General features: G+C 69.1%; 22 protein-coding genes. 10 read left to right on the forward strand and 12 right to left on the reverse strand.

Annotation, left to right across the window (positions count from 1 at the left end):
• Positions 1 to 27 precede the first annotated feature (27 nt).
• Genes Ate02nite_RS06880 through Ate02nite_RS06890 form a run of 3 tightly spaced genes read right to left on the reverse strand, consistent with a single transcriptional unit; the run spans position 28 to position 2,088 of the window.
• Positions 28 to 285: a helix-turn-helix transcriptional regulator gene (locus Ate02nite_RS06880; RefSeq protein ID WP_203800717.1), complete on the reverse strand. Its 258-nt coding sequence runs from the start codon at positions 283 to 285 to the stop codon at positions 28 to 30.
• Between the two features lie 37 nt (positions 286 to 322).
• A complete protein-coding gene (locus Ate02nite_RS06885) occupies positions 323 to 1,165 on the reverse strand; it encodes an ABC transporter permease (RefSeq protein WP_203800731.1) in 843 nt (280 codons plus the stop codon).
• Positions 1,162 to 2,088 (reverse strand): ABC transporter ATP-binding protein, encoded by a 927-nt coding sequence (locus tag Ate02nite_RS06890; protein WP_203801127.1) that lies wholly within the window; start codon positions 2,086 to 2,088, stop codon positions 1,162 to 1,164. Before Ate02nite_RS06890 ends, Ate02nite_RS06885 begins: the two co-directional genes overlap by 4 nt.
• 56 nt (positions 2,089 to 2,144) lie before the next feature.
• Here Ate02nite_RS06890 and Ate02nite_RS06895 point away from each other — a divergent pair, with 56 nt between their 5' ends.
• The gene (locus Ate02nite_RS06895) at positions 2,145 to 2,906 is read left to right on the forward strand and encodes an alpha/beta fold hydrolase (RefSeq protein ID WP_203800734.1); all 762 of its coding nucleotides are present in this window, start codon (positions 2,145 to 2,147) and stop codon (positions 2,904 to 2,906) included.
• A 41-nt stretch (positions 2,907 to 2,947) separates the two neighbouring features.
• Entirely contained in the window at positions 2,948 to 3,889 is a 942-nt protein-coding gene (locus Ate02nite_RS06900; RefSeq protein ID WP_203800737.1) for a 3-methyladenine DNA glycosylase, read from the forward strand.
• Here Ate02nite_RS06900 and Ate02nite_RS06905 read toward each other — a convergent pair.
• Positions 3,876 to 4,463, reverse strand: a complete 588-nt coding sequence (locus Ate02nite_RS06905; RefSeq protein ID WP_239147180.1) for a GyrI-like domain-containing protein — start codon at positions 4,461 to 4,463, stop codon at positions 3,876 to 3,878. The two genes, Ate02nite_RS06900 and Ate02nite_RS06905, sit on opposite strands and share 14 nt — an antisense overlap.
• A gap of 2 nt (positions 4,464 to 4,465) precedes the next feature.
• Positions 4,466 to 4,906 carry an alternative ribosome rescue aminoacyl-tRNA hydrolase ArfB gene (gene arfB, locus Ate02nite_RS06910; RefSeq protein ID WP_203800740.1) on the reverse strand — a complete coding sequence of 147 codons (441 nt, stop codon included), beginning with the start codon at positions 4,904 to 4,906 and terminating at the stop codon, positions 4,466 to 4,468.
• Between the two features lie 155 nt (positions 4,907 to 5,061).
• On the opposite strand from arfB, the gene Ate02nite_RS06915 reads away from it, so the two are divergent.
• Genes Ate02nite_RS06915 through Ate02nite_RS06930 form a run of 4 tightly spaced genes read left to right on the forward strand, consistent with a single transcriptional unit; the run spans position 5,062 to position 9,566 of the window.
• Entirely contained in the window at positions 5,062 to 6,243 is a 1,182-nt protein-coding gene (locus Ate02nite_RS06915; protein WP_203800743.1) for an AAA family ATPase, read from the forward strand.
• On the forward strand, positions 6,243 to 6,869 hold the full coding sequence (locus tag Ate02nite_RS06920; protein ID WP_203800745.1) for an RloB family protein: 627 nt from the start codon (positions 6,243 to 6,245) through the stop codon (positions 6,867 to 6,869). The genes Ate02nite_RS06915 and Ate02nite_RS06920 overlap by 1 nt, the downstream gene beginning before the upstream one ends.
• Positions 6,870 to 6,912: 43 nt before the next feature.
• Positions 6,913 to 8,226 carry a M16 family metallopeptidase gene (locus Ate02nite_RS06925; protein ID WP_203800748.1) on the forward strand — a complete coding sequence of 438 codons (1,314 nt, stop codon included), beginning with the start codon at positions 6,913 to 6,915 and terminating at the stop codon, positions 8,224 to 8,226.
• On the forward strand, positions 8,223 to 9,566 hold the full coding sequence (locus tag Ate02nite_RS06930) for a M16 family metallopeptidase (protein WP_203800751.1): 1,344 nt from the start codon (positions 8,223 to 8,225) through the stop codon (positions 9,564 to 9,566). Before Ate02nite_RS06925 ends, Ate02nite_RS06930 begins: the two co-directional genes overlap by 4 nt.
• 14 nt (positions 9,567 to 9,580) lie before the next feature.
• Here the strand turns inward: Ate02nite_RS06930 and Ate02nite_RS06935 are convergent, their stop codons facing one another.
• The gene (locus Ate02nite_RS06935) at positions 9,581 to 10,567 is read right to left on the reverse strand and encodes a P1 family peptidase (RefSeq protein ID WP_203800754.1); all 987 of its coding nucleotides are present in this window, start codon (positions 10,565 to 10,567) and stop codon (positions 9,581 to 9,583) included.
• A gap of 51 nt (positions 10,568 to 10,618) precedes the next feature.
• Between Ate02nite_RS06935 and Ate02nite_RS06940 the strand changes: the two genes are divergently transcribed.
• Complete coding sequence (locus tag Ate02nite_RS06940) at positions 10,619 to 11,608, forward strand: endonuclease/exonuclease/phosphatase family protein (protein WP_203800757.1); 990 nt, start codon at positions 10,619 to 10,621, stop codon at positions 11,606 to 11,608.
• A 64-nt stretch (positions 11,609 to 11,672) separates the two neighbouring features.
• A complete protein-coding gene (locus tag Ate02nite_RS06945; protein ID WP_203800759.1) occupies positions 11,673 to 12,677 on the forward strand; it encodes an endonuclease/exonuclease/phosphatase family protein in 1,005 nt (334 codons plus the stop codon).
• Here the strand turns inward: Ate02nite_RS06945 and Ate02nite_RS06950 are convergent, their stop codons facing one another.
• From Ate02nite_RS06950 to Ate02nite_RS06965, 4 genes are read right to left on the reverse strand one after another with little or no spacing between them, the layout of a single operon-like run.
• A complete protein-coding gene (locus Ate02nite_RS06950) occupies positions 12,678 to 12,980 on the reverse strand; it encodes an Rdx family protein (RefSeq protein ID WP_203800761.1) in 303 nt (100 codons plus the stop codon). It abuts the gene before it with no gap.
• Positions 12,981 to 13,005: 25 nt separating this feature from the next.
• Positions 13,006 to 13,548: a DUF6036 family nucleotidyltransferase gene (locus Ate02nite_RS06955; RefSeq protein ID WP_203800763.1), complete on the reverse strand. Its 543-nt coding sequence runs from the start codon at positions 13,546 to 13,548 to the stop codon at positions 13,006 to 13,008.
• Positions 13,545 to 14,045, reverse strand: coding sequence for a helix-turn-helix domain-containing protein (locus Ate02nite_RS06960; protein ID WP_203800765.1), 501 nt, complete (start codon positions 14,043 to 14,045; stop codon positions 13,545 to 13,547). Before Ate02nite_RS06960 ends, Ate02nite_RS06955 begins: the two co-directional genes overlap by 4 nt.
• 53 nt (positions 14,046 to 14,098) lie before the next feature.
• Positions 14,099 to 14,935, reverse strand: a complete 837-nt coding sequence (locus Ate02nite_RS06965; protein WP_203800767.1) for a DUF4253 domain-containing protein — start codon at positions 14,933 to 14,935, stop codon at positions 14,099 to 14,101.
• Between the two features lie 196 nt (positions 14,936 to 15,131).
• Here Ate02nite_RS06965 and thrS point away from each other — a divergent pair, with 196 nt between their 5' ends.
• The gene (gene thrS, locus Ate02nite_RS06970) at positions 15,132 to 16,334 is read left to right on the forward strand and encodes a threonine--tRNA ligase (RefSeq protein ID WP_203800769.1); all 1,203 of its coding nucleotides are present in this window, start codon (positions 15,132 to 15,134) and stop codon (positions 16,332 to 16,334) included.
• Here the strand turns inward: thrS and cimA are convergent.
• Positions 16,331 to 17,917 carry a citramalate synthase gene (cimA, locus tag Ate02nite_RS06975; RefSeq protein ID WP_203800772.1) on the reverse strand — a complete coding sequence of 529 codons (1,587 nt, stop codon included), beginning with the start codon at positions 17,915 to 17,917 and terminating at the stop codon, positions 16,331 to 16,333. The two genes, thrS and cimA, sit on opposite strands and share 4 nt — an antisense overlap.
• A 202-nt stretch (positions 17,918 to 18,119) precedes the next feature.
• Here cimA and Ate02nite_RS06980 point away from each other — a divergent pair, with 202 nt between their 5' ends.
• Complete coding sequence (locus Ate02nite_RS06980) at positions 18,120 to 18,860, forward strand: tyrosine-protein phosphatase (RefSeq protein WP_203800774.1); 741 nt, start codon at positions 18,120 to 18,122, stop codon at positions 18,858 to 18,860.
• 779 nt (positions 18,861 to 19,639) lie between these two features.
• Here Ate02nite_RS06980 and Ate02nite_RS06985 read toward each other — a convergent pair.
• Positions 19,640 to 20,737, reverse strand: a complete 1,098-nt coding sequence (locus Ate02nite_RS06985) for a branched-chain amino acid aminotransferase (RefSeq protein ID WP_203800776.1) — start codon at positions 20,735 to 20,737, stop codon at positions 19,640 to 19,642.
• Positions 20,738 to 20,742: the final 5 nt, after the last annotated feature.

Consider the following 20,742-nt stretch of genomic DNA (forward strand, 5'->3'; position numbering starts at 1 on the left):
CTATCTCTCGAGGCTCTCCCCCGAAATCTACGCCGACCGGGCCGCTCCGTTGGACTCCGCGCCCAGCCGCGGGAACGGCTCGAGCGAGAACACCACCTCGACCGGCACCTCGAAGTAGGCGCAGATCCGCAGCGCCAGGTGCAGGCTCGGGCTGAACTCGCCGCGCTCCAGGTAGCCCACCGTCTGGTAGTGCACCCCGAGAGCGTCGGCGAGCTGCCGCCGCGAGATGCCGCGCTCAGCGCGCAGCATCGCGATCCGGTTGTAGGTGACCTCAGTGCTCGCCATCCTCAGCCCCACCGCCGCCCTTGACCCGACTGAAGGCTCATCTGTTTACGGTCACCATCGCCCGCTGCCGGCGCGCAGCGACCGCCGAACCGGACTCCCGGCGCGCCATCCGTCGCAACACGGCCGGCGCCAGGCCGAGACCCACCACGGTCCAGATCGCGAGCACGCCGAACGTCTCGAGATGCCGCCAGGAGTGGGTCAACTCGACAAGCGCCATCGAATCGGGCAGGAACACCGAACGCATGCCCAACCCTAGCCAGTAGATCGGGAAGACCTGCCCGATGGCCTGCAACCAGCCCGGGAAGCCGGTGATCGGATAGAAGATGCCGGAGAGCGCGACCAGTCCGAAGATCGGCAAGGTCACCAGGGCCATGTTGCGCGGGTTGTCGAAGATCGAACCGAGCACCGCGCCGAGCGGCATGGTCGCCAGGAACCCGAGCGGCACCAGCCACAGCAGGATGAACCAGCCGGTCGCGCTCACCCGCAGGCCGTCCACCAGGAACAGCCCCGGCACCAGCTGGAGAAGCAGGCTCACCACGGTCATCCCGCCGACCAGCACGGCCTTGCCGGCCAGGTAGCCACCCATGCCGTTCGGGGTGGCCTTGGCCCGCAGCAGCGTGCCGTCCTCCCGCTCCACGGTCAGCAACTGGGCGACCGTCAGCAGGCTGCCGAACGCGATGCCCATCCCGAACACCCCGGGCAGCGTGCTCGCCCCGAGCGAGAAGGAGGTGCCGGGCACGTGCGCGTCGCGCTGGAAGAAGATCGTGGCGAACAGGATGAGCGCCGGAATCAGGTATGAAGAAAGGTCGCTCGGCGTGGTCAGGGTCTGCTTCAACTCGATGCCACCGCGGGCCAGTCCGGCCCGGAGAGTCGAGATCATCGCGCGCCTCCCTCGGCGTCGAGCACCAGCTTCATGTACGTGTCTTCCAGACTGTTGCGGCGCACCTCCAGGTCGGCGATGTCCTCGCCGTACTGCAGGAAGAGCTGCCGGACGAACGCGGTCGCGTCTTCCGCCGCGTGGATGAACCGCTGGCCGTCCCGGGTCCAGCGAACCTCGGTCAGGCCGGTCACCTGGCGAGACAGCTGATCGGCCGAGCCGTCCGCGATGATCCGGCCGTCGTTGAGGATCACGATGCGATCGGACAGCTTCTCGGCCTCGTCGAGGTCGTGGGTGGTCAGCAGGATGGTGGTGTCGTCCACATCGGTCAGCCGGTGCACCAGGTCGTGGAACTCGCGGCGGGCGGCCGGGTCGAACCCGGTCGTCGGCTCGTCGAGGAACAGCAGCTCGGGGCGGCCGACGATGCCGATCGCCACGTCGAGCCGGCGGCGCTGGCCGCCGGAGAGCCGCATCACCCGCTGGCCGGCGTGCGCGGTCAGGCCGACCACGTCGAGCAGGTCGTCGACCGGCCACGGCCGGCGGATCTCGCCGGTCGAGTAGGGCGCGTAATACGTCCCCAAATGTTTGAGCAACTCCCGGACCCGCCACTTGCCGTGGTCGCGCCAGGACTGCAGGACCACGCCGACCCGGGCGCGCCAGTGCTCGCCGGCGCTCGCCGGGTCGACGCCGAGCACCCGCACCTCGCCGGCCGACCGCATGCGGAAGCCCTCGAGGATCTCGATGGTCGTGGTCTTGCCCGCGCCATTGGGCCCGAGCAGGGCCAGCACCTCGCCACGCCGGGCTGTGAAGCTGACCCCGGCCAGCACGTCCTTCGCGCCGTAACGCATGCACAGATCACGGACGTCGATGACCCGCTCGTCGGCCGGCACGTCGAGGCCGGCGTCGAGCTCCCCCGTCAAAGTCATTCCTCCCATGTCCAGCACAGTATCAAAGTCGTAGTAGATGTACTACATTCCTGAACATGTCTTCTGTCGATGTGCTGACTGTCGGTCAGGGCCCCGGCCTCGTCGTCCTCCCCGGCGCGACCCGCCGCGCCCGCCATTACGCCGCGCTGGCCGCCGCCCTGTCCTCGTCCTACACCGTCCATGTCGTCGAGCGGCGCGGTCGCGGCCGCAGCCCCGCGCAGGGTTCGGACTACGGCCTCGACCGGGAAGTCGCCGACACGATCGAGGTGCTGTCCGAAACCGGATCGCGGCAGGTCTTCGGGCACAGCTACGGCGGGCTGGTCGCGCTGCACGTCGCGCTGCGCACCGACCTCGATCGGGTGATCGCCTACGAGCCCGCGGTCAGCGTCGACAGTGGGATGCCGTTCGACTGGCTGCCGCGTTACGAGGAACTTCTCGCCGCCGGCCGGCCGGCCCGGGCGATGGTCCACTTCCTGCACTCGCTCGACTTCATGCCGGGCGGGCCACTCGTCGTCGCGGCCGTCTGGGCGATGCAGCGGCTGACCGCCGAGGGCCGGGCCACCCGCGAGGTGCTGCCCACGGTGGTTCCCGAGATGCGGGTCGCCCGCGAGATGGACTCGGACGGCGGGCGCTATGCCGGGATCACCGCGCCTGCTCTGTTGCTCGGCGGCGGCCGCTCCCCGGCGTACATCCAAGAGGTGTTGCCCTTGCTTGTGGAAACGATTCCGCACGCGAAGCTGGTCCGGACGCCCGAGTTCGACCATAATGCCCCGGATCTCGGCGCGCCGGCCGCCGTGGCGGACCTCATTCGCGCCTAACGGTGATCGTGTTGATCGCGTCGGCTGGATACGCTGATGCGATGGGGATCAAGCAGGTGAGGGCACTCACCACGACGCTGCCCTCGGTCACCTGGATTCCCCTCGCCCGCGCCCACGCCGAGCGGGCCGACGAGATGACCGCGGGCCACCGCTCTCGTCGCTCCACCGGCGAGAAACACGCGATCGAAGACTTCCTCTACGACTACTACGGCACCCGGCCGGCCCAGCTGCGACGCTGGCACCCCGGCGTCGGTGCCGGCCTGGCCCCGGCCCCGGCCGGCCTGGCCGAGCAGGCGACGTGGAAGTTCTACATGACCTATCCCGACGGCGTGGTGACGCTGGATCAGGACGCGTTCCTGCACGCCCGCGGCGAAAGCGTCCGCTACATCCACGGCCTGCTCACCGCCACCGCGTCCCGGCCGGTCTTCTCCGGCTGCTTCGGCCTGCACGAGTGGGCGATGGTCTACCGCGACCCCGACCACCGCCATCCGCTGCCGCTGCGGCTCGGCCTGGCCGAGACCGACCGGGTGGTCGAACAGCACCCGATCCGGTGCACCCATTTCGACGCGTTCCGCTTCTTCACCCCCGAGGCGGTCGGCCTCAACCGCCTGCAGCCCACCCGGGCCACCCAGGTCGACCTGGACCAGCCCGGTTGCCTGCACGCCGCGATGGACGTGCACAAGTGGGCCCAGAAGCTGGGCCCGGCCGTTCCCGGCGCGCTGGCGCTCGACTGTTTCGCCCTGGCCACCGACATCCGGCTGCTCGACATGCAGGCCAGCCCCTACGACCTGACCTCATACGGCCACGAACCGGTGAAGATCGAAACCCCGGAGGGCAAGGCGGAGTACGTCGCGCGCCAGCGCGAGTTCGCCCGCCGGGCAGCCGCCCTGCGCGCCCGCCTGATCCGCGTGTGCGAGGAACTGATGGGCCCGGAGAACGCCGCCCGCAACCGCGAGACAGTCGCCCCCTTCAACCAGCGCTGACCGGCTGCCGCAGGACGGTGCGCAGTTTCTCCGGGGCGGTCTTGCGGGCGTCGCTGAGGTAGATCTCGTGGTGTTTGCCGGTCATCCGGAGGCCGTTGGCCGGGATGAACTCGTGGTGCATCCGGGCCAGCGTCTCGGCCTCGTCGTCGTAGGAGCCGACGTGCAGGGTCTGCACGCAGCGCCCCTCGGACAGCGTCTCCAGCCGGACCCGGCCGCTGTCCCCGGCCTCGGCGAACATCCGCTTGTCGATCCAGTCCGGGACCATGATCATGAGCGTCCAGTCCCACCGCGACTTGTCGCGGGCCCCGGTGAACGACTCCATGTCGGCGGCCCACCACAGGCCCTCCAACGGCATCACGACGTAGTCGCGGCCGAGTGCCTTGCTGGCGAACTTCAGCCGGTAGGCCAGCGGGTAGAGCGCCTCGGTCGCCTCGCCGAAGGCCGAGCCGGTGTTCGGGTCACCGTGCCCGTCGATCATGAGGTACTGCAGGTCGGGCACGTCGACGAGGTCGAACCGGCCGGACCGCGCGCGGTAGGCGGCGATCTCCCGCTTGAAGTCGACCTTGTCGGCCACGGTCAGTCGCTGGGGTAGGAACGTCGGTTCTTCTTGGTCTCGCCGCGGCGCTTCTTCTCGGCGATGCGCCGCTCGACCGACCCCTTGCTCGGCCGGGTGGCCCGCCGAGCCCGCGGCGGCGCGGCGACCGCGCTCGCCACCAGGGCGGCGAGACGGGCGGCGGCGGCTTCCCGGTTGCGCAGCTGGGACCGATGCTCGGAGGCGACCACCGTCAGCACGCCCTGCACCAGGCGCGATTCGAGCCGGCCGAGCGCCCGCTCGCGCAGCGTGGCGGGCAGCAGCGGCGACCCGGCCAGGTCCCAGGAAAGCTCGACCCGCGAGTCGGTGGTGTTGACGCCCTGGCCGCCGGGCCCACTGGACCGCGAGAAGCGCCAGGACAGCTCGGCCGCCGGAATCGTCAGCCGGTCATTGACCCGGACATCCTCAAGCACGCCGCCCAGCATGGCATCCCTTCCCGGCGATCGCCACGGGGTTATCGCTCATGCAGCGTGGTGCACGCTGGGACGCGGTTTCGCGTATTCTTTACGAGAATCGCATCGAGAGTGCAGGAGGGGCGGTAGTGCTACTTCGCTTCGAGGCCGCAAATCACCGCTCGATCATGGAACCGATCGAGTTGTCGATGATCGCCGTCGATGATGATCGGGAGGCAACTCGGGGGTTCGATCGGCTTGCCGAGCGGGTGCTGACGGTCGCGGCGATCTATGGCGCCAACGCGTCTGGGAAGTCCAACGTGCTGGAGGCTCTGGCCTGGCTCTCGTCCGCGGTCGACCACTCGCTACGGCAATGGACCGACTACGTGCCGCGTCAGCCGTTCCGGTTCGGTGCGGGCCCGTCGTCCGCGTCGACGTTCGAGGCCGAGATGATGGTCGGCGGTGTGCGATACACATACGAGTTGGAGGTCGACGACTCGTCGATCGTCGCGGAGACGCTCTACAGCTACCCGGAACGTCGCCGTCGCGTCCTGTTCGAGCGGGACGAGATGAACCTGTCGTTCCGCCGCGGCCTGAGCGCGCTGTCCGGCACTCGTGAGTTGCTCACGCCGACCACGCTCGCCCTCTCCGCAGCGCTACGTTTCGACGATCCGGAGGTGGGCGCTTTCGGCCGCGCCCTGGCCGGAGTCGGATCGCTGAACCTCGGAGGGCCGCGCCGCCCCGACGCGAACAGCCTCGCCGCCACCCGGTTCGTCTTTCAGGACGCCGAGGACGAGGTCCGCGACGACTTCGACGCCCGCGGTCTGGCTCTCGGCATGCTGCGCCTCGCCGACCTGGGCATCGACGACGTCGAGGTGGAGCGGTACGGCGGCGGTTACCGGTTGCGGCTGGTGCATCGCGCCGGGACGCAACGGCTCGCCTTCGACATCGACGACGAATCGGCCGGCACCCGCACGTGGTTCGGCGTGATCGGTCCGGTGCTGCACGCCCTCCGCTCCGGTCAGATCCTGCTGGTCGATGAGATTGACGCCAGCCTGCACCCAAAGCTGTCCGCGCACCTACTCACGCTGTTCCAGGATCCGCACACCAATCCGCGAGGCGCACAGCTGATCTTCACGACGCACGACACGAGCCTTCTCGGCCAACTGAACCGCGACGAGGTGTGGCTCACCGAGAAGGGCGACGATGGCGCGACCCGGCTGACCGCCCTCGCCGAGTACGGCGGCGACCGAGTCCGCCGCTCCACCAACCTGGAGCGGGCCTACCTGCACGGCCGGTTCGGCGCCGTGCCACAGGTCGACATGAGCACCCTGCGCCAGTCCCTGGGCCTGGCCGCAGGCGGTGAGTGATGGCCAGCCGTCGGGCGGGGCCGAAGCAACTGACCCGTCGGGTCGCGGTGCTCCGGCCCCGCAAGACACTGCTCGTCTTCTGCGAGGGCCTACGCACCGAACCGGAGTACTTGCACGCTCTCCGCCGACAACCGTCGGTGCGCGAGGTGGCCGCCGTAGACATCCGGATCGACCAGCACTGTGCCGGCCACACGCCGCTCGGCTTGGTCCGCAAGGCGATCGTGGCGCGCCAGCGGGATGGCGGCGAGATCGACGAGTTCTGGTGCGTGTTCGACGTCGAATGGCCGACGCCACACCCTGGGCTTCGGGAAGCCCTGAAGCTCGCGGCCGATCACGACATTCACATCGCCCTGACCAACCCCTGCTTCGAGCTGTGGCTCGCGCTGCACTTCGACGATTGCACGGCCTGGCTCGACAACGATGGCGCGCGGCGGCTGCGCCGTCGATACGACGGGCAGCCCGGCAAGAGCCTCGACGCCACCCTTTACATGCCGCGGCGTGGCGCCGCGGCCGCGCGGGCCGCCGAGCTCGACCGGCGTCATGCCAAGAATGGGACCGCGCCACCCGATGACAACCCGTCGAGCGGGATGCATCGGCTGATCGCCTCGGTCGAGCCGGTGGATTGATCTCACGGCGTCCAAGTCGCGCGGGACAAGGCAGTATGGGTGGGTGACGTCCCCAAGTGCGCCGGTTGTCACCACCGGCTATCCGTGGCCTATTGAAACCACGCGACTGGACAACGGCCTTCGGGTTGTGGTCAGTGAGGACCGGAGCTCGCCGGTCGTCTGCGTCAACCTCTGGTACGACGTCGGCTCGCGGCATGAGCCGGCCGGGCAGACCGGCTTCGCGCATCTCTTCGAGCATCTGATGTTCGAAGGGTCGGTGCATGTCACCAAGACCGAGCACATGCGCCTGGTGCAGGGGAACGGCGGGTCGCTGAACGCGACCACCAACCCGGACCGCACCAACTACTTCGAGACCATGCCGTCCGAGCACCTCGAGCTGGCCCTGTGGCTGGAGGCCGACCGGATGGGCGGGCTGGTGCCGGCGCTGACCCAGGAGACCCTGGACAACCAGCGCGAGGTGGTGAAGAACGAGCGCCGCCAGCGGTACGAGAACGTGCCGTACGGGGACGCCTGGCTGCGGCTTCTCGAGCTGCTCTACCCGCCGGGACACCCCTATCACCACGCCACGATCGGGTCGATGGAAGACCTGAACGCCGCGAGCCTGGACACCTTCAAGGCCTTCCACCAGCAGTACTACGCGCCCAACAACTGCGTGCTGACGGTGGCCGGCGACGCCGGCAAGGACGAGGTGTTCGCGCTCGCCGCGAAGTATTTCGGGGCGCTCGCCCCGGTGGCGGGGATTCCGCCCGCGCCCTCCAGCCACCTGGCGGGGCCGGCGAAGACGCCGGCCCGGGAAACGGTCACCGCGGCGGTTCCGGCTCCGCGCATTTACCTTTCGCACCGTACGCATCCCTTCGGTACGGCGGGGTACGACGCGATCACCGTGCTCGCCACGATCCTCGGCAACGGCCGGGGCAGCCGGCTCTACCAGCGGCTCGCCGACGGAAAGCGGATCGCGCAGCCCGACTACATCGGGTCGTACGGGGTGGATCTGGCGCACGCCCCGGCGCCGCTGATCATCACGGCCACCGCCAAGGACGGGGTGGACGTGGCCGAGCTGGAGGAGGGCCTCGCCGAGGTCGTCGCCAGCCTGGTCACCGAGCCGGTCACCGAGGAAGAGCTGTCCCGGGCGAAGGCGCTGCTGACCACCGCCTGGTGGCGCTCGCTGTCCACGGTGGGCGGCCGGGCCGACACCCTGGGCCGGTACGCCACCCAGTTCGGCGACCCGGCCACGGTGGCCTACCGGCTGCCGCAGTGGCTCGCGGTCACCGCCGACGACGTGACCACCGCCGCCGCGTACGCCCTGAAGCCCGAGTCCCGGGTCACCCTGACCTACCTGCCGGAGGGGGAAGAATGACGCTCGTCGCTACTCGACCGGGGACGGGCGAGGCCCGCCCGTACACCTTCCCGGAGCTCCGCCGGGTAACCGTCGGCGGCGGCACCGTGATCGCCGCCCACCTCCCCGGCCAGCGCCTGGCCAGCGCGATCCTGATGCTCGACGCCGGGGCCGCACACGAGGCCGACGGCCGGGAGGGCACCGCCACCGTGCTGGCCAAGTCCCTCGAGGAGGGCACCAAGGCACGGGACTCGGCGGCCTACGCGCTCGCGCTCGAAGGGCTCGGCGCCGAGCTGTCCCCGTCGGTCGACTGGGACTCGTTCCGGGTCGGCCTCTCGGCGCCGGTTCCGCTGCTGCTGGACGCGGTGCGGCTGGCCGCCGAGGCGATCCGCACGCCCCGGCTCGACGCCGCCGACGTGCTGCGGGTGCGCGACGACGAGGTGACCGCGCTGCGGATGGACTGGGCGCAGCCGGGCCCGCGGGCCGACGCCACGCTGCGTTCCGACCTGTTCGGCTCCGGCCGGTACGGCCGTCCGCTGCACGGCGACCCGACCTCGGTGGCCGCGGTGACGGTGGACGACGTGCTCGCGTTCCACCAGGCGTGGCTGCTGCGCCCGGGGGTGCTGCTGGTCGCCGGTGACCTGGACAGCATCGACCTGGCCGCGCTGGGCGAGGCCGCCTTCGGCGGCACCACCGGCGAGGCGCACCCGGCCGACGGTCCGCTGCTCTGGTCGGTGCGCGACCACCGCCGGGTGATCCTGGTGGACCGGCCCGGTTCGGTGCAGTCGACGCTGCGTCTGGGCCACCGGTCGCCGGAGCGGGCCACCCCCGACTATGTGCCGATCACTCTCGCGGCGACGGTGCTGGGCGGCGCGTTCACGTCCCGGCTCAATCACCTGATCCGCGAGGTGAAGGGCTACACGTACGGCATCCGCGGCAGTTACGCGATGTCCCGGCGGTTCGGCCGGTTCGAGGTGGCCGCCGGTGTGCAGACCGCAGTGACCGTGCCGGCGATCGTCGACACGCTCGGCGAGATCGACCGCACCCAGCTGGACGGGGTCACCGAGGACGAGCTGGCGGTGGCCCGGTCGTGGCGGGCCGGCCAGCTGTCGGTGGAGATGCAGACCCCGGGTGCGATCGTGGGCGCGCTGAGCACCCTGGTGCTGCACGGCCTGCCCGACGACTACTACCCGTCGCTGCGTAAGCAGTACCTGGAGGCGACCGTCGAGCAGGTGTCGGCGGCCGCGGCGGCACACCTGCACCCGAAGGGCCTGACCCTGGTGGTGGAGGGCGACGCCGCGGTGATCCGGGACGAGCTGGTGGCGGCGAACATCGGCGACGTGCTCGACGCCAAGATCTGAGTGTGGGTCCGGGCCTATCGCGGCGAATCGCGGTAGGCCTGGAGTCCGCCGGCCCCGGTGGCGGACAGCACCCCGTGCACGATGGCCCGGCTGAACGTGTCGGCCGCGACGGTGAGCAGAGTGTTGAAGTCCTCCACCCCGAGCGGCAGGCCGTTCCCGGTGGCCAGCGCGAAGATCGTGTCGCCGTCGAACATGGAGTGCGCCGGCCGGATCGCCCGGGCCAGCCCGTCGTGCGCGACGCCGGCGAGTTTCTGGCACTGCGCCTTGGTGAGGGCCGCGTCGGTGGCGACCACCCCGATGGTGGTGTGGAAATCCGAGTCGGAAGCGCCGGGCGGAACTCCGGGCCGCGCCGGAACTTCCCCGAACTCCCCGGCCAGCCCGTGCGGCAGGCCGTAGAGCTCGCCGGTGGCCGGGTCGACGCAGGAGCCGACCGCGTTGACCACGGCCAGCGCGCCGAGGGTCAACCCGTCGACGACCGCACTGGCCGAGCCGACCCCGCCCTTCAGGCCGCCCGCCTTGGCTCCGGTGCCGGCCCCGACCGTGCCCATGGCGACCGGACCGGCCGAGGCCGCGTCGTAGGCGGCCGCCCCGAAGGAGGCGTCCGGTACGGCCCGCCAGTCGCCGCCCCGACCGAGATCGAACAGCACGGCGGCCGGCACGATCGGCACCACCCGGTCGGGCGTGGTGCCCATCGGGAACCCGATCCCGTCGTCGGCGAGCCGCCGCATCACCCCGCCCGCGGCATCCAGCCCGAACGCGCTGCCCCCACCCAGCACCACCGCGTGCACCCGCTCCACCAGGTTGCGCGGGTCGAGCAGGTCGGTCTCCCGAGTGCCGGGTCCGGCGCCGCGCACGTCCACCCCACCGGTCGCGCCGCCGGGCGGAGCGAGCACCACGGTGGTCCCGGTCAGCCAACCGTCGGCGATTTTCTCGTAATGGCCGACCCGCACCCCGGTCACATCGGTGATGCCATTAAGCCGTCCGGGTCTGATTTCGGTCACCCAAGTCACACTAGCCGTGCCCGGTACCTCACGGCCGATACGGTCGGCCGCATGACGCTCACCAGCACGTCGGCGGAGGTGCGGCCGGCGCGGCGGGCCACCCGTACCGTCCTGATGTTCTTTCTGGTTCTGCCGGGTTTGTTGTGGGCGCTGGTGCGGTTGTCCGGCCAGGAACGCGGCCCGCTGGTGCAGCTTTTCGCCTATACGCCGTACGCGGCGTTGTGGGCCTGGGTGCCGGTGGTGATCGCGCTGCGCGCCCGGAGATGGCTGGCCACCGCGGCCGCCGTGCTGGCCGCGCTGGTGCTGGCGGTGTGTGTGCTGCCGCGCGCGCTGCCGGACGCCCACCGCGGGCCGGCCACCGGGGTTCGAGTGACCGTGATGACCATCAACATGTTCGTCGGGGCCGCCGATCCGGCCTCGGTGGTCAAGCTGGTCCGGGACCACGACGTGGCCGTGCTGGCCGTGCAGGAATTCACGCCCCGCGCCCGGGAGGGCCTGACCGCGGCCGGGCTGGACACGCTGCTCCCTTACCACTCGCTCGCCGAGGAATGGGATCCGACCGGCTCCGGGCTCTACTCCCGGTTCCCGATCAGCGCGGCCGGGTCGGCCCGGGCCAAAGGCAACAACCAGCAGGCGTACGCGACGGTCCAGCCACCCGGCGCGACGGCTCTCGCCGTCCAGTCGGCGCATCCGCTCGCCCCGTACGCGGTGTCGGCGCTGGCCGACTGGCGTGCGGGCCTGGCGGCCGAGCCGGTCCCGGACCCGGACGGTCCGCCCCGCATCCTGCTCGGCGACTTCAACTCGACGCTCGACCACGCCCCGATCCGGCACCTGATCGACCGGGGTTACCGGGATGCCGCCGACACCGTCGGCGAGGGCCTGGTGCCGACCTGGGGACCGTGGTACCACCACCTGCCGCCGGTGACGCTCGACCACGTGCTGGTCGACGAGCGGGTCGGGGTGCGGGACGTGTCCGTCCACGGCGTGACCGGTAGTGATCACCGAGCGGTGATCGCCACGCTCACCGTGCCGGCGGCGTGACGGGGTTGTGCAGAAGTCGTGATGACGGGTCGGAAGTTGGCTGATCGAGGCTAGCCTCGCCAACATGAAGATCATCGGCCAGGCGGCGGTCACCCGACCTGTCATCGTCCCGAAGCCGCGCCGGAAAGTGGTGGACGTGGTGCTCTGGATCCTGGTGGTACCGGCGGCGGTGTGGGCGGTCGCCCGGCTCAGCGGGTCGGAACGCGGGCCGCTGGTGCAGTTCATGGCCTTCACGCCGTACGTTGCCGGTTGGAGCCTGCTGCCCGTGGTGCTCGCCGTCGCCGGACGGCGCTGGACCACCGCGGTGGTCGCGGCGATCGTGGTGGTGGTTTTCGCCGCCATCGTGCTGCCCCGGGCCCGCACCGGTGATCAAGGCCCGTCCGCTGGCGTCGCGCTGCACGTGATGACCAGCAACATGTACGCCGGCGGTGCCGATCCGGCCACCGTCGTCAAGCTGGTGCGGGAGAACGACGTGGCGGTGCTGGCCGTGCAGGAGTTCACTCCGGCCGCGCGGAAGGCGCTGACCGACGCCGGGCTCGACCAGCTCCTGCCCTATGCCTCGCTCGCCGACACGCCGGACTATGCCGGTTCCGGCGTCTACTCGCGCTTCCCGGTCACCGGGGCGGGCTGGAAGCAGAACCTCGGTGGCTTCCGGCAGGCATACGCGACGATCCAGCCGCCCGGCGCCGCACCGCTCCTGATCGAATCGGCGCACCCGCTCGCGCCCTCGAGCCTGACCGCCAGGAAGGGCTGGCAGACCGACCTGGCCAACGAGCCCGAGGCCGACCCGAACGGCCCGCCCCGCATCCTGCTCGGCGACTTCAACGCCACCCTCGACCACGCCTCGCTGCGCGCCCTGATCGCCACCGGCTATCGCGACGCCGCCGACGCGACCGGCAAGGGTCTGGCCGCCACCTGGCCGTACTACGGGCAGTTCGTCCTCCCGCGAGTGACCATCGACCACGTGCTCGTCGACAAGCGCATCGGCGTACGCGAAACAAGCGCACACCGGATCCCCCGCACCGACCACCGCGCCCTGATCGCCAGCCTCACCGTGCCGGCGGCCTGATCAGCTGCTCTCCGACGATGCCTGACCGGCCCGGTCGGTGTGCCCGAGGTCGCGATCGGGCGCGACCCGGTCGCGCACCTGGCGCTTGAGGTCGGCCAGCTCCGGAAAGCCCTTCTGCTCCTTCCGGGACCAGAGCGTCTCGCCCTCGAGCCGAATCTCGAAGACCCCACCGATCCCCGGCACGAGCGCAACCTCACCGAGGTCGCGGGGAAAGGTGGTGAGCACCTCTTGCGCATACCAGGCCGCCCGCAAAAGCCACCGACACTGCGTGCAGTACTCAATCTCCAACCGAGGCGCCGTCACAGCCCCGAGTATGCCGCTTCGCTTGTCACGCGGTCGGCCGGTACATGCCGATCCACTTTCGAAGACGTTCCAGCACCAGCGGGTGGACCTCGACCATCTCAATCCGGTCCGCGATCGTCACCGGGTCGATGAGACCTTCGCGGATGAGCGCGTGCGCGAAGGCGTAATCCTTCTCCCGCCCGGCCACCAGCTTCGAGACCACGCAGTCGTGCGGATCGAGCGTGTAGCCACGGCCTGGCTGCGTGCTATGCGATTCGACGAGGACCAGCCGATCCCGCCAGCCGCTGGGCAGGGTCGCCGTAGAAACGCTGACTCCCTGGGCGTAGTAGCCGTTCATTTCGTGGAACGGAGAAAGCTCGCCGATCGCCCCGTCGACCTGATCCGCCTTTCGGTCGTCGGGGTCGTCGAAGAAGGCCACATCGACCTCCATGGAAGCGGTGGCCTCCAACGGCAAGCGCTCCTCGGGGATCGATCCCAGCACCGACTGACTGCCGATGACGAGCACGTTCGGGTCGGCGGCGATCTGGCATGCGGCCCGCAGCACATGTTCGAGTTGATCGCGCCTCATGCCGCCCGCCCTGCTCCGCTGTGCGTAAAGGCAGCAAGCACCTTTCGACGTTGTTCCTGAGGAAGCACCCCGGCGAACGGCGAGTTCTGCCGGAGCTCAAGGGACTCGGGCTCCTCGGAGGTAAGCGCCCGAAGAACAGCACCGGGGCCCTCATCGATCCGTTCCTGCCACCGCTTCAACCAGACTTCAGCCATCGTGTTTCGATGGATCCGCAGAAGCCGATCAAGGTTTTCTCTGGCTTTGGCCAGCACCAGGTCCGGATCGGCGACCAGGTTGCCGGCCACCGCCTGATGGAGCCACCGAGACTTGAGCTGGTCACGCGTGAGCTTCGGATGAGGGCGCAGAAGCGCCTCCACCTCGCGCCGGTCAACTCGTCGATGCTTGCCGACCTTGACGAACGGCAGGTCTCCACGCTCACACAGGTTCACGACCTGCTGACGGGACACACCCAGCAGGTCAGCCACCTGGCCAGTAGTCAAGAACTCACCCGTCGTCACGCCTTGAACGCTAGGCCGTAAACGCTAAAAACACAAATGACTTTCGAACCCGATCAGTCCCACCAGAAGGACCACCAGGCCTGGCTTCTGATGGCGTCGGCGTAGCGGACCAGGGAGTCGGTGCTGGACTGCCATACGTTGTCGGGGCAGAAGGCGAAGTGTTCCGCGGCCACTCGCAAGGCGTGACCCGCGTCGGTCGGTGGAGCTGCGACGCTGAGGTAGATCTCGCTTGAGCCGATGCCCACGACCCGGGCGCCGAAGCGTTCCTCCCAACTGCGCAGCACGGCGCTGAACTGAGCGGTGTCGTTCTCGTAGTTCAACGGACCGGTCCACCCCAGGTCGGCCGGTGCGTCCGCGCCGCGGGCGCTGGCGCTCAGGCCGAGACGCGGCGCGCGCAACCGCCCGTCATCGGTCAACAGATAGTCGGCGAACTCGGCGGCACGCACGGCCGGATCTTCCTTAAGGACGCCGGGCGCCGCGAGCCCCGGCCAGAGATCTTCGAAGGGCGCGGTGATGGCCAGTTGCTCCGCCGGCCCGAGCAAGTCGTCGTCGTTGTCCACCTCTGTGTAGACCGACCACCAACCGGCCAGCAGCGCGGCAACGTCATGATCACCAGGCCGGGACACGACCAGGCTGGGGTCGAGTTCACCGGCCGTCCATGGGCCTCCCACCGCGTACCTGCTCGCGCCGAGGATCAGCGGCCAGAGTCCGGTCGCACCGTGCCGGGCTTGGACCTCGCCCCATACCCCGGGCTCGGGAGTCAGATCGCTGATCCACAGAAGCGGATCCGGGGCCGGCCCTTCGGCTGTCTCGAACGCCAGTCGCCCGGACGGCAGTGCCTCGCTCAGAACACGGTCGGACCCGAGGTCGTTCAGCGGATTTCCGATCATGGCGCCCACCGTACCGATCCCGGTAATTCGGGTGCCCCGGCCGAGTGGGGGCGCCTAGCATCGAGCGCATGATGCGCAGGTTCGTGACGACGACGCCGGTTTTTCCCGGCGTTGATTCTCGCTGAACTGACAGCGACCACACCGGGCGAGATGCCCGGGTGTGGGGTCTCGCCCTCATTTCCCAGGGAGATCCCACATGTCTGTCGACCATCGCAAGCTCGGGCGTGAGCTCGACCTCTTCGACTCCGATCCGCTCATTGGGGCCGGTCTGCCCTTCTGGCTTCCGGCGGGGGCCGCGGCGCGCCACGCGGTCGAGTCCTACCTGTACGAGTTGGAACGGCGTAACGGCTACCAGCACGTGCACTCGCCGGCGCTCGGGAAGCGCCAGATGTACGAGATGTCGGGGCACTGGCGGAACTTCGCCGAGGACATGTTTCCGCCGATGCAGTTCGGTGGGGACGAGCTTGTTCTGCGGCCCAGCCAGTGCCCGCACCACGCGCTCATCTTCAAGGCCCGGCCACGGTCGTACCGCGATCTGCCGTTGCGGATCGCCGAGGTCGGGCCGATGTATCGGGCGGAACGATCCGGCGTGCTCGGCGGGCTGGCCCGGGTGCGATCGATCCAGCTCGACGACGCGCACAACTTCTGCGCCCTCGACCAGGTTGGGGACGAAGTCGCCGCGGTGCTGCGGTTGATGCGTGTCTCCCATGCCGCGCTCGGCTTCGAACCGGCGTCCTTCCGGCTCTCGCTGCGTGGCGACAGCGGTAAGTATGCCGGTGATGACGCCTCGTGGGCACGGGCCGAAGGGCTCTTGCGCGGGGCCCTCGACGATGCGGGCATCGCGTTCGAGGCGGTGCCCGGGGAGGCCGCCTTCTACGGGCCGAAGATCGACGTGCAGATCAACGACTCGGCCGGGCGGGAATGGAGTCTCGCCACCATTCAGATCGACTTCCACCAGCCGGCCCAGTTCGACCTCTCCTACGCCTCGGCGGACGGCGGGCGGGAACGGCCGGTCATGGTGCATCAGAGCCTGATCGGGTCGATGGAACGGCTCTTCGGGCACCTGATCGAGGTGCACCAGGGTGCCTTCCCGATCTGGTACGCGCCGGTGCAGATCGACGTGCTGCCGCTCGGGTCCGGCCAGGCCGATGCGGCCCGTGCCTTTGCCGCGGCGGCTATCGCGGGCGGGTTGCGGGCCGAGGTGCATGACGAAGGGTCGCTCGGTGCTCGCATCCGGGCGGCGGTCGAGCGCAAGATCCCGTACGCCGGCATCGTCGGCGAGCGTGAGGTCGCGGACGGCCTGATCGCTCTCCGCTCGCGGGACGGACGTCAGTTGCCGCCGATGCCGCAGGCAGAGGCGATCGCGATGATCGCCTCTGCCGGCCGGCCCGAGTTCTAGGCGGCCGTGGTCGTGCGGGCCAGGCCGTACGTGAGCGCGTCCACCAGGGCGACCCAGCTGGCCTCGACGATGTTCTCGTGGACGCCCACGGTGGTCCAGTCGCGGTTGCCGTCGGCGCTCTCCAGCAGCACCCGGGTAACCGCGTTGGTGCCGTGGCTGCCCTCCAGGATGCGCACCTTGTAGTCGGTCAACTCGACGGTCTTCAGCTGCGGGTAGTGCTGCGACAGCGCTACCCGCAGCGCCTCGTCGAGGGCGTTGACCGGGCCGTTGCCCTCGGCGGTGGCGATCACCCGCTCGCCGCGTACCCGGACCTTGACGGTGGCCTCGGAAACCACCGCGCCGTCCTCGCGGTGTTCGACCTGCACCCGGTAGGACTCGAGGTTGAACGGGCGGGCGTAGCCCTCGCCCGGCAGTTCGCCCCGCACCAGCAGCTCGAACGAGGCGTCCGCGGCCTCGAACGACCAGCCGCCGGCCTCCAGGTCCTTCACCTTCCGGGTGACGGCCGAGACGGCGTCCGGGTGGCCGGCCAGGTCCAGGCCGAGCTCGCGACTCTTGAGCTCGATGCTGGCCCGGCCGGCCATCTCCGTCACCAGGATCCGCATGTCATTGCCGACAACCGACGGGTCGACGTGGTTGTAGAGCAGCGGATCCACCTTGATCGCGCTCGCGTGCAACCCCGCCTTGTGAGCGAAAGCCGCGGCCCCGACATAAGCCTGGTGGGTGTCGGGGGCGATGTTGGCGATCTCGGCGAGCGCGGTGGAAACCCGCGTCGCCTGTTCGAGGCAGCCGTCCGGTAGGACCTGAACCCCGAGCTTGAGCTGTACGTTGCTGACCGTGGCGAACAGGTCGGCGTTGCCGGGCCGCTCGCCGTACCCGTTCGCGGTGCACTGGAAATGCTTCACGCCCGCCTCGACGGCCGCGATCGTGTTGGCGACCGCACAGGACGTGTCGTTCTGGCAGTGGATGCCGAGGCGGTCGGCGCTGATACCGGTGCGCTCGACGACCTCCTCGATCGCCTTGGTGATCATCGACGGGAGCATGCCGCCGTTGGTGTCACACATCACGACCCGCTCGGCGCCGGCCTCGAAGGCCGCCTTAACCACGCTTGCCGTGTACGCCGGGTCGTAACGGAAACCGTCGAAGAAGTGCTCGCAGTCGACGAAGGCGCGACGGCCGTTTTCTTTTAAAAACCGCACAGTGTCGCGGACCATCGCCAGGTTCTCGTCACCGGTGGTGCGCAGCGCCCGCTCGACGTGCCGGATGTCGGACTTCGCGACCACGCAGACCACCGGGGTCTCCGCATCGAGCAGCGCCTTGACCTGCTTGTCCTCCTCGACCGCGACGCCCGCCTTGCGGGTCGCGCCGAACGCGACGAGCAACGCGTTCTTCAGGTCCAGCTCGGTCTTCGCCCGTTCGAAGAACTCGGTGTCCTTGGGCATGGCGCCGGGCCAGCCGCCCTCGATGAAGCCGACGCCGAACTCGTCGAGCAGCTTCGCCACCGCGAGCTTGTCGGCGACCGAGTAGCTGATTCCCTCGCGCTGCCCACCGTCGCGCAGCGTGGTGTCGAAGACCTGGTAGTCCATGGGGGAAGTCCCTTTCCGAGGATTGTCTTTGGCGGGCCCAACAAAAAGACCCCCCGCGGATGCGGGAGGTCTGCGCGTCGGCGAATCGTCAGCCGGCGCGCTAGGTGCCAATAATCAGCACGGAGTGGGTCACGACATGAAGCATGCCACTCTCGGCTCTCGTGGGAAGCGTTGTTCCACCTTTCGAGACTAGGTTGGAGCGGTGGTGACCGACTCATACCCCCGGAATCTCGGTTTCTCCAAGGCCTACAACTTCCGCGACGTCGGTGGGTACGCCGGCCTCGACGGGCGCACTGTGCGGTGGCGGCGGCTGTTTCGCTCCGACGCACTGCATCGGCTGGACGACTCGGACGCTGAGGCGTTCACGCAGCTCGGGGTGCGCACGGTGATCGACCTTCGGCGGGCGCATGAGATCGAGCGGTACGGGCGGGTTGCTGAGCGGTATGGGCTTGAGTACCGGAATCTCGTCCTTCAGCATGTCGACTGGGAAGAAGTCGGGCATCCGGACGACGTGGTGCATGAGCGGTGGCTGGCTGATCGGTACCTGAACTTTGCTGAGGATGGGCGGGAGGCCCTGCTGGCTTCGCTGCGGATCATCTCGGACCCTCAGCAGGCTCCGGTGATCGTGCACTGCATGGCGGGTAAGGACCGGACTGGCACTGTTTGTGCTCTGGCTCTGTCGTTGCTGGGGGTGTCCGACGAGGACATCGCGTCCGACTACGCCTTGACTACGTCGTCGATGAAGCGGCTTACGGACTATCTGTTGGAGAACCATCCGTCTGCGGTTCTGGGTAACGAGCACATGTTCGACTCGCCGCCGGCTGCCATGCTGATGTTTTTGTCCGATTTGCGGGCGTTGCATGGGTCGGTTGAGGAGTATGTGCGCGAGATCGGCATGCTCGACTCTGAGATCGGGAGAATGCGGTCTCATCTGTTGTCCTGACCCGGATGCTCACGCTGGGACGGTTTTGGGCCGGGAATGACCATGCTGGGCGGTGAAGCATTTATGCCCTGCATGGTCATTCCCGGCCCAAAACCTTGCACGGTGACCCCTGACGGCCAGGAGACTGGTCACCCGCAGCAAGGTGTGTAAAGGGCTGGGCGATCCCCTCCGGCACGGTGGTCTGGCTGCCGCGCTGTGGGCACGCCAGGCGCGCAACTCGAGCAGGCCGGCCTGGGTGGTGGGTTCCGCGAGCGAAACCGTGCCGCCCACTCTCAGTCAAAACCAAACCCCGTGGTGGTAACGGTGGGAGGGTTGGCAAAAGCTTTAAAAATCTTACGAGCTACGACTGCGAAGCAGTTGCCAGGCCGGGGGCAGCGACGGAGCGGTTTTCGCAGTTAACTGCTCGAAATCACGGGCGGTGCAAGATCGTTTAGATTTCACCAACCCTCCCACCGTTACCACCACGGGGTTGGGTTTTGACTTGAGAGTGGGCGGCACGGTCTCGCTCGCGGAACCCACCACCCAGGTTGGCCTGCTCGACTTACGCGCCTGGCTCTGCCACCGCGCGGCAGCCGAACCACCTTGCTGGAGGGGACCGCCCAGCCCTCTATGCACCTGGCTGCGAGTGAGCCCTCTCCTGGCCGTCGGGTGTTCCCCTGCAAGGTTTTGGGCCGGGGATGACCATGCAGGGCATAGATGCTTTACCGCCCAGCATGGTTATCCCCGGCCCAAAACCGTCCCAGCGTGAGAGAGCCGGAAACGCCCAAGCGCGAGAGCCCTCAGAGAACTCGATGCACCCAGCCGAAGGGGTCAGCAGCCCGCCCCCGCTGAATGTCGACAAGCTCCTTGCGGATAGCCATGGTGACCGAGCCAGAACCGCCGTCGGCGACGGTGAAGGAGCCCTCGGGGGACTTCACCGTGCCGATCGGGGTGATGACAGCAGCCGTACCGCAGGCGAAGGCTTCGCGGATTTGGCCTGACGCCGCGCCCTCGCGCCACTCGTCAATGCTCACCGGGCGCTCTTCGACTCGACGGCCCGCTCGCTCGGCCAGTTTGATTACCGAGTCTCGGGTGATGCCGGGGAGGATCGTGCCGGTCAGCGGCGGGGTTAGCAGGTTGCCGTCGGCCTGGACGAAGAAGACGTTCATGCCGCCCAGTTCGTCTACGTATTTGCGTTCGACGGCGTCCAAGTAGACGACCTGGTCGCAGCCGTTTTCGATTGCTTCGGCCTGGGCTGAGAGGCCCGCCGCGTAGTTACCGCCGCACTTTGCCGCGCCGGTGCCGCCGGGGGCCGCCCGAGTGAAGTCGGGGGTTACCCAGACCGAGACGGGCTTTACGCCGCCGGAGAAATAGGCGCCGACCGGAGAGGCGATGACCAGGTAGAGGTATTCGAGCGCGGGGCGCACGCCGAGGAAGACTTCGCTCGCGTAGGCGAACGGGCGCAGGTAGAGGCTGCCCTCGTCGTTCTGCGGGATCCAGTCCTGGTCGATGCGGATGATCTCGCGCAGCGACTGGAGGAAGGCGGCCTGCGACAGCTGCGGCATCGCCATCCGCTGGGCGGACTGGGCGAACCGGGCCGCGTTGGCGTCGGGGCGGAACATCGCCACGCCGCCGTCGGCCATCTTGTAGGCCTTGAGGCCCTCGAAGATCTCCTGGGCGTAGTGCAGCACCGCGGAGGCGGGGTCGATCGAGATCGGCGCTCGGGCCTCGACCCGTGCGTCATACCAGCCCTTGCCGTCGGCGTAGCGCACCGTGACCATGTGGTCGGTGAACACGCGGCCGAAACCGGGGTTGACCAGCAGCGCGTCCCGTTCGGCGGCGGTTACCGGCGCCGGGTTCGGACGGATCTCGAAATCGAGGTTGTCACCACCGCTCATGGTTC

The sequence above is a fragment of the Paractinoplanes tereljensis genome, from assembly GCF_016862435.1.
GTDB classification, from domain to species: domain Bacteria; phylum Actinomycetota; class Actinomycetes; order Mycobacteriales; family Micromonosporaceae; genus Actinoplanes; species Actinoplanes tereljensis.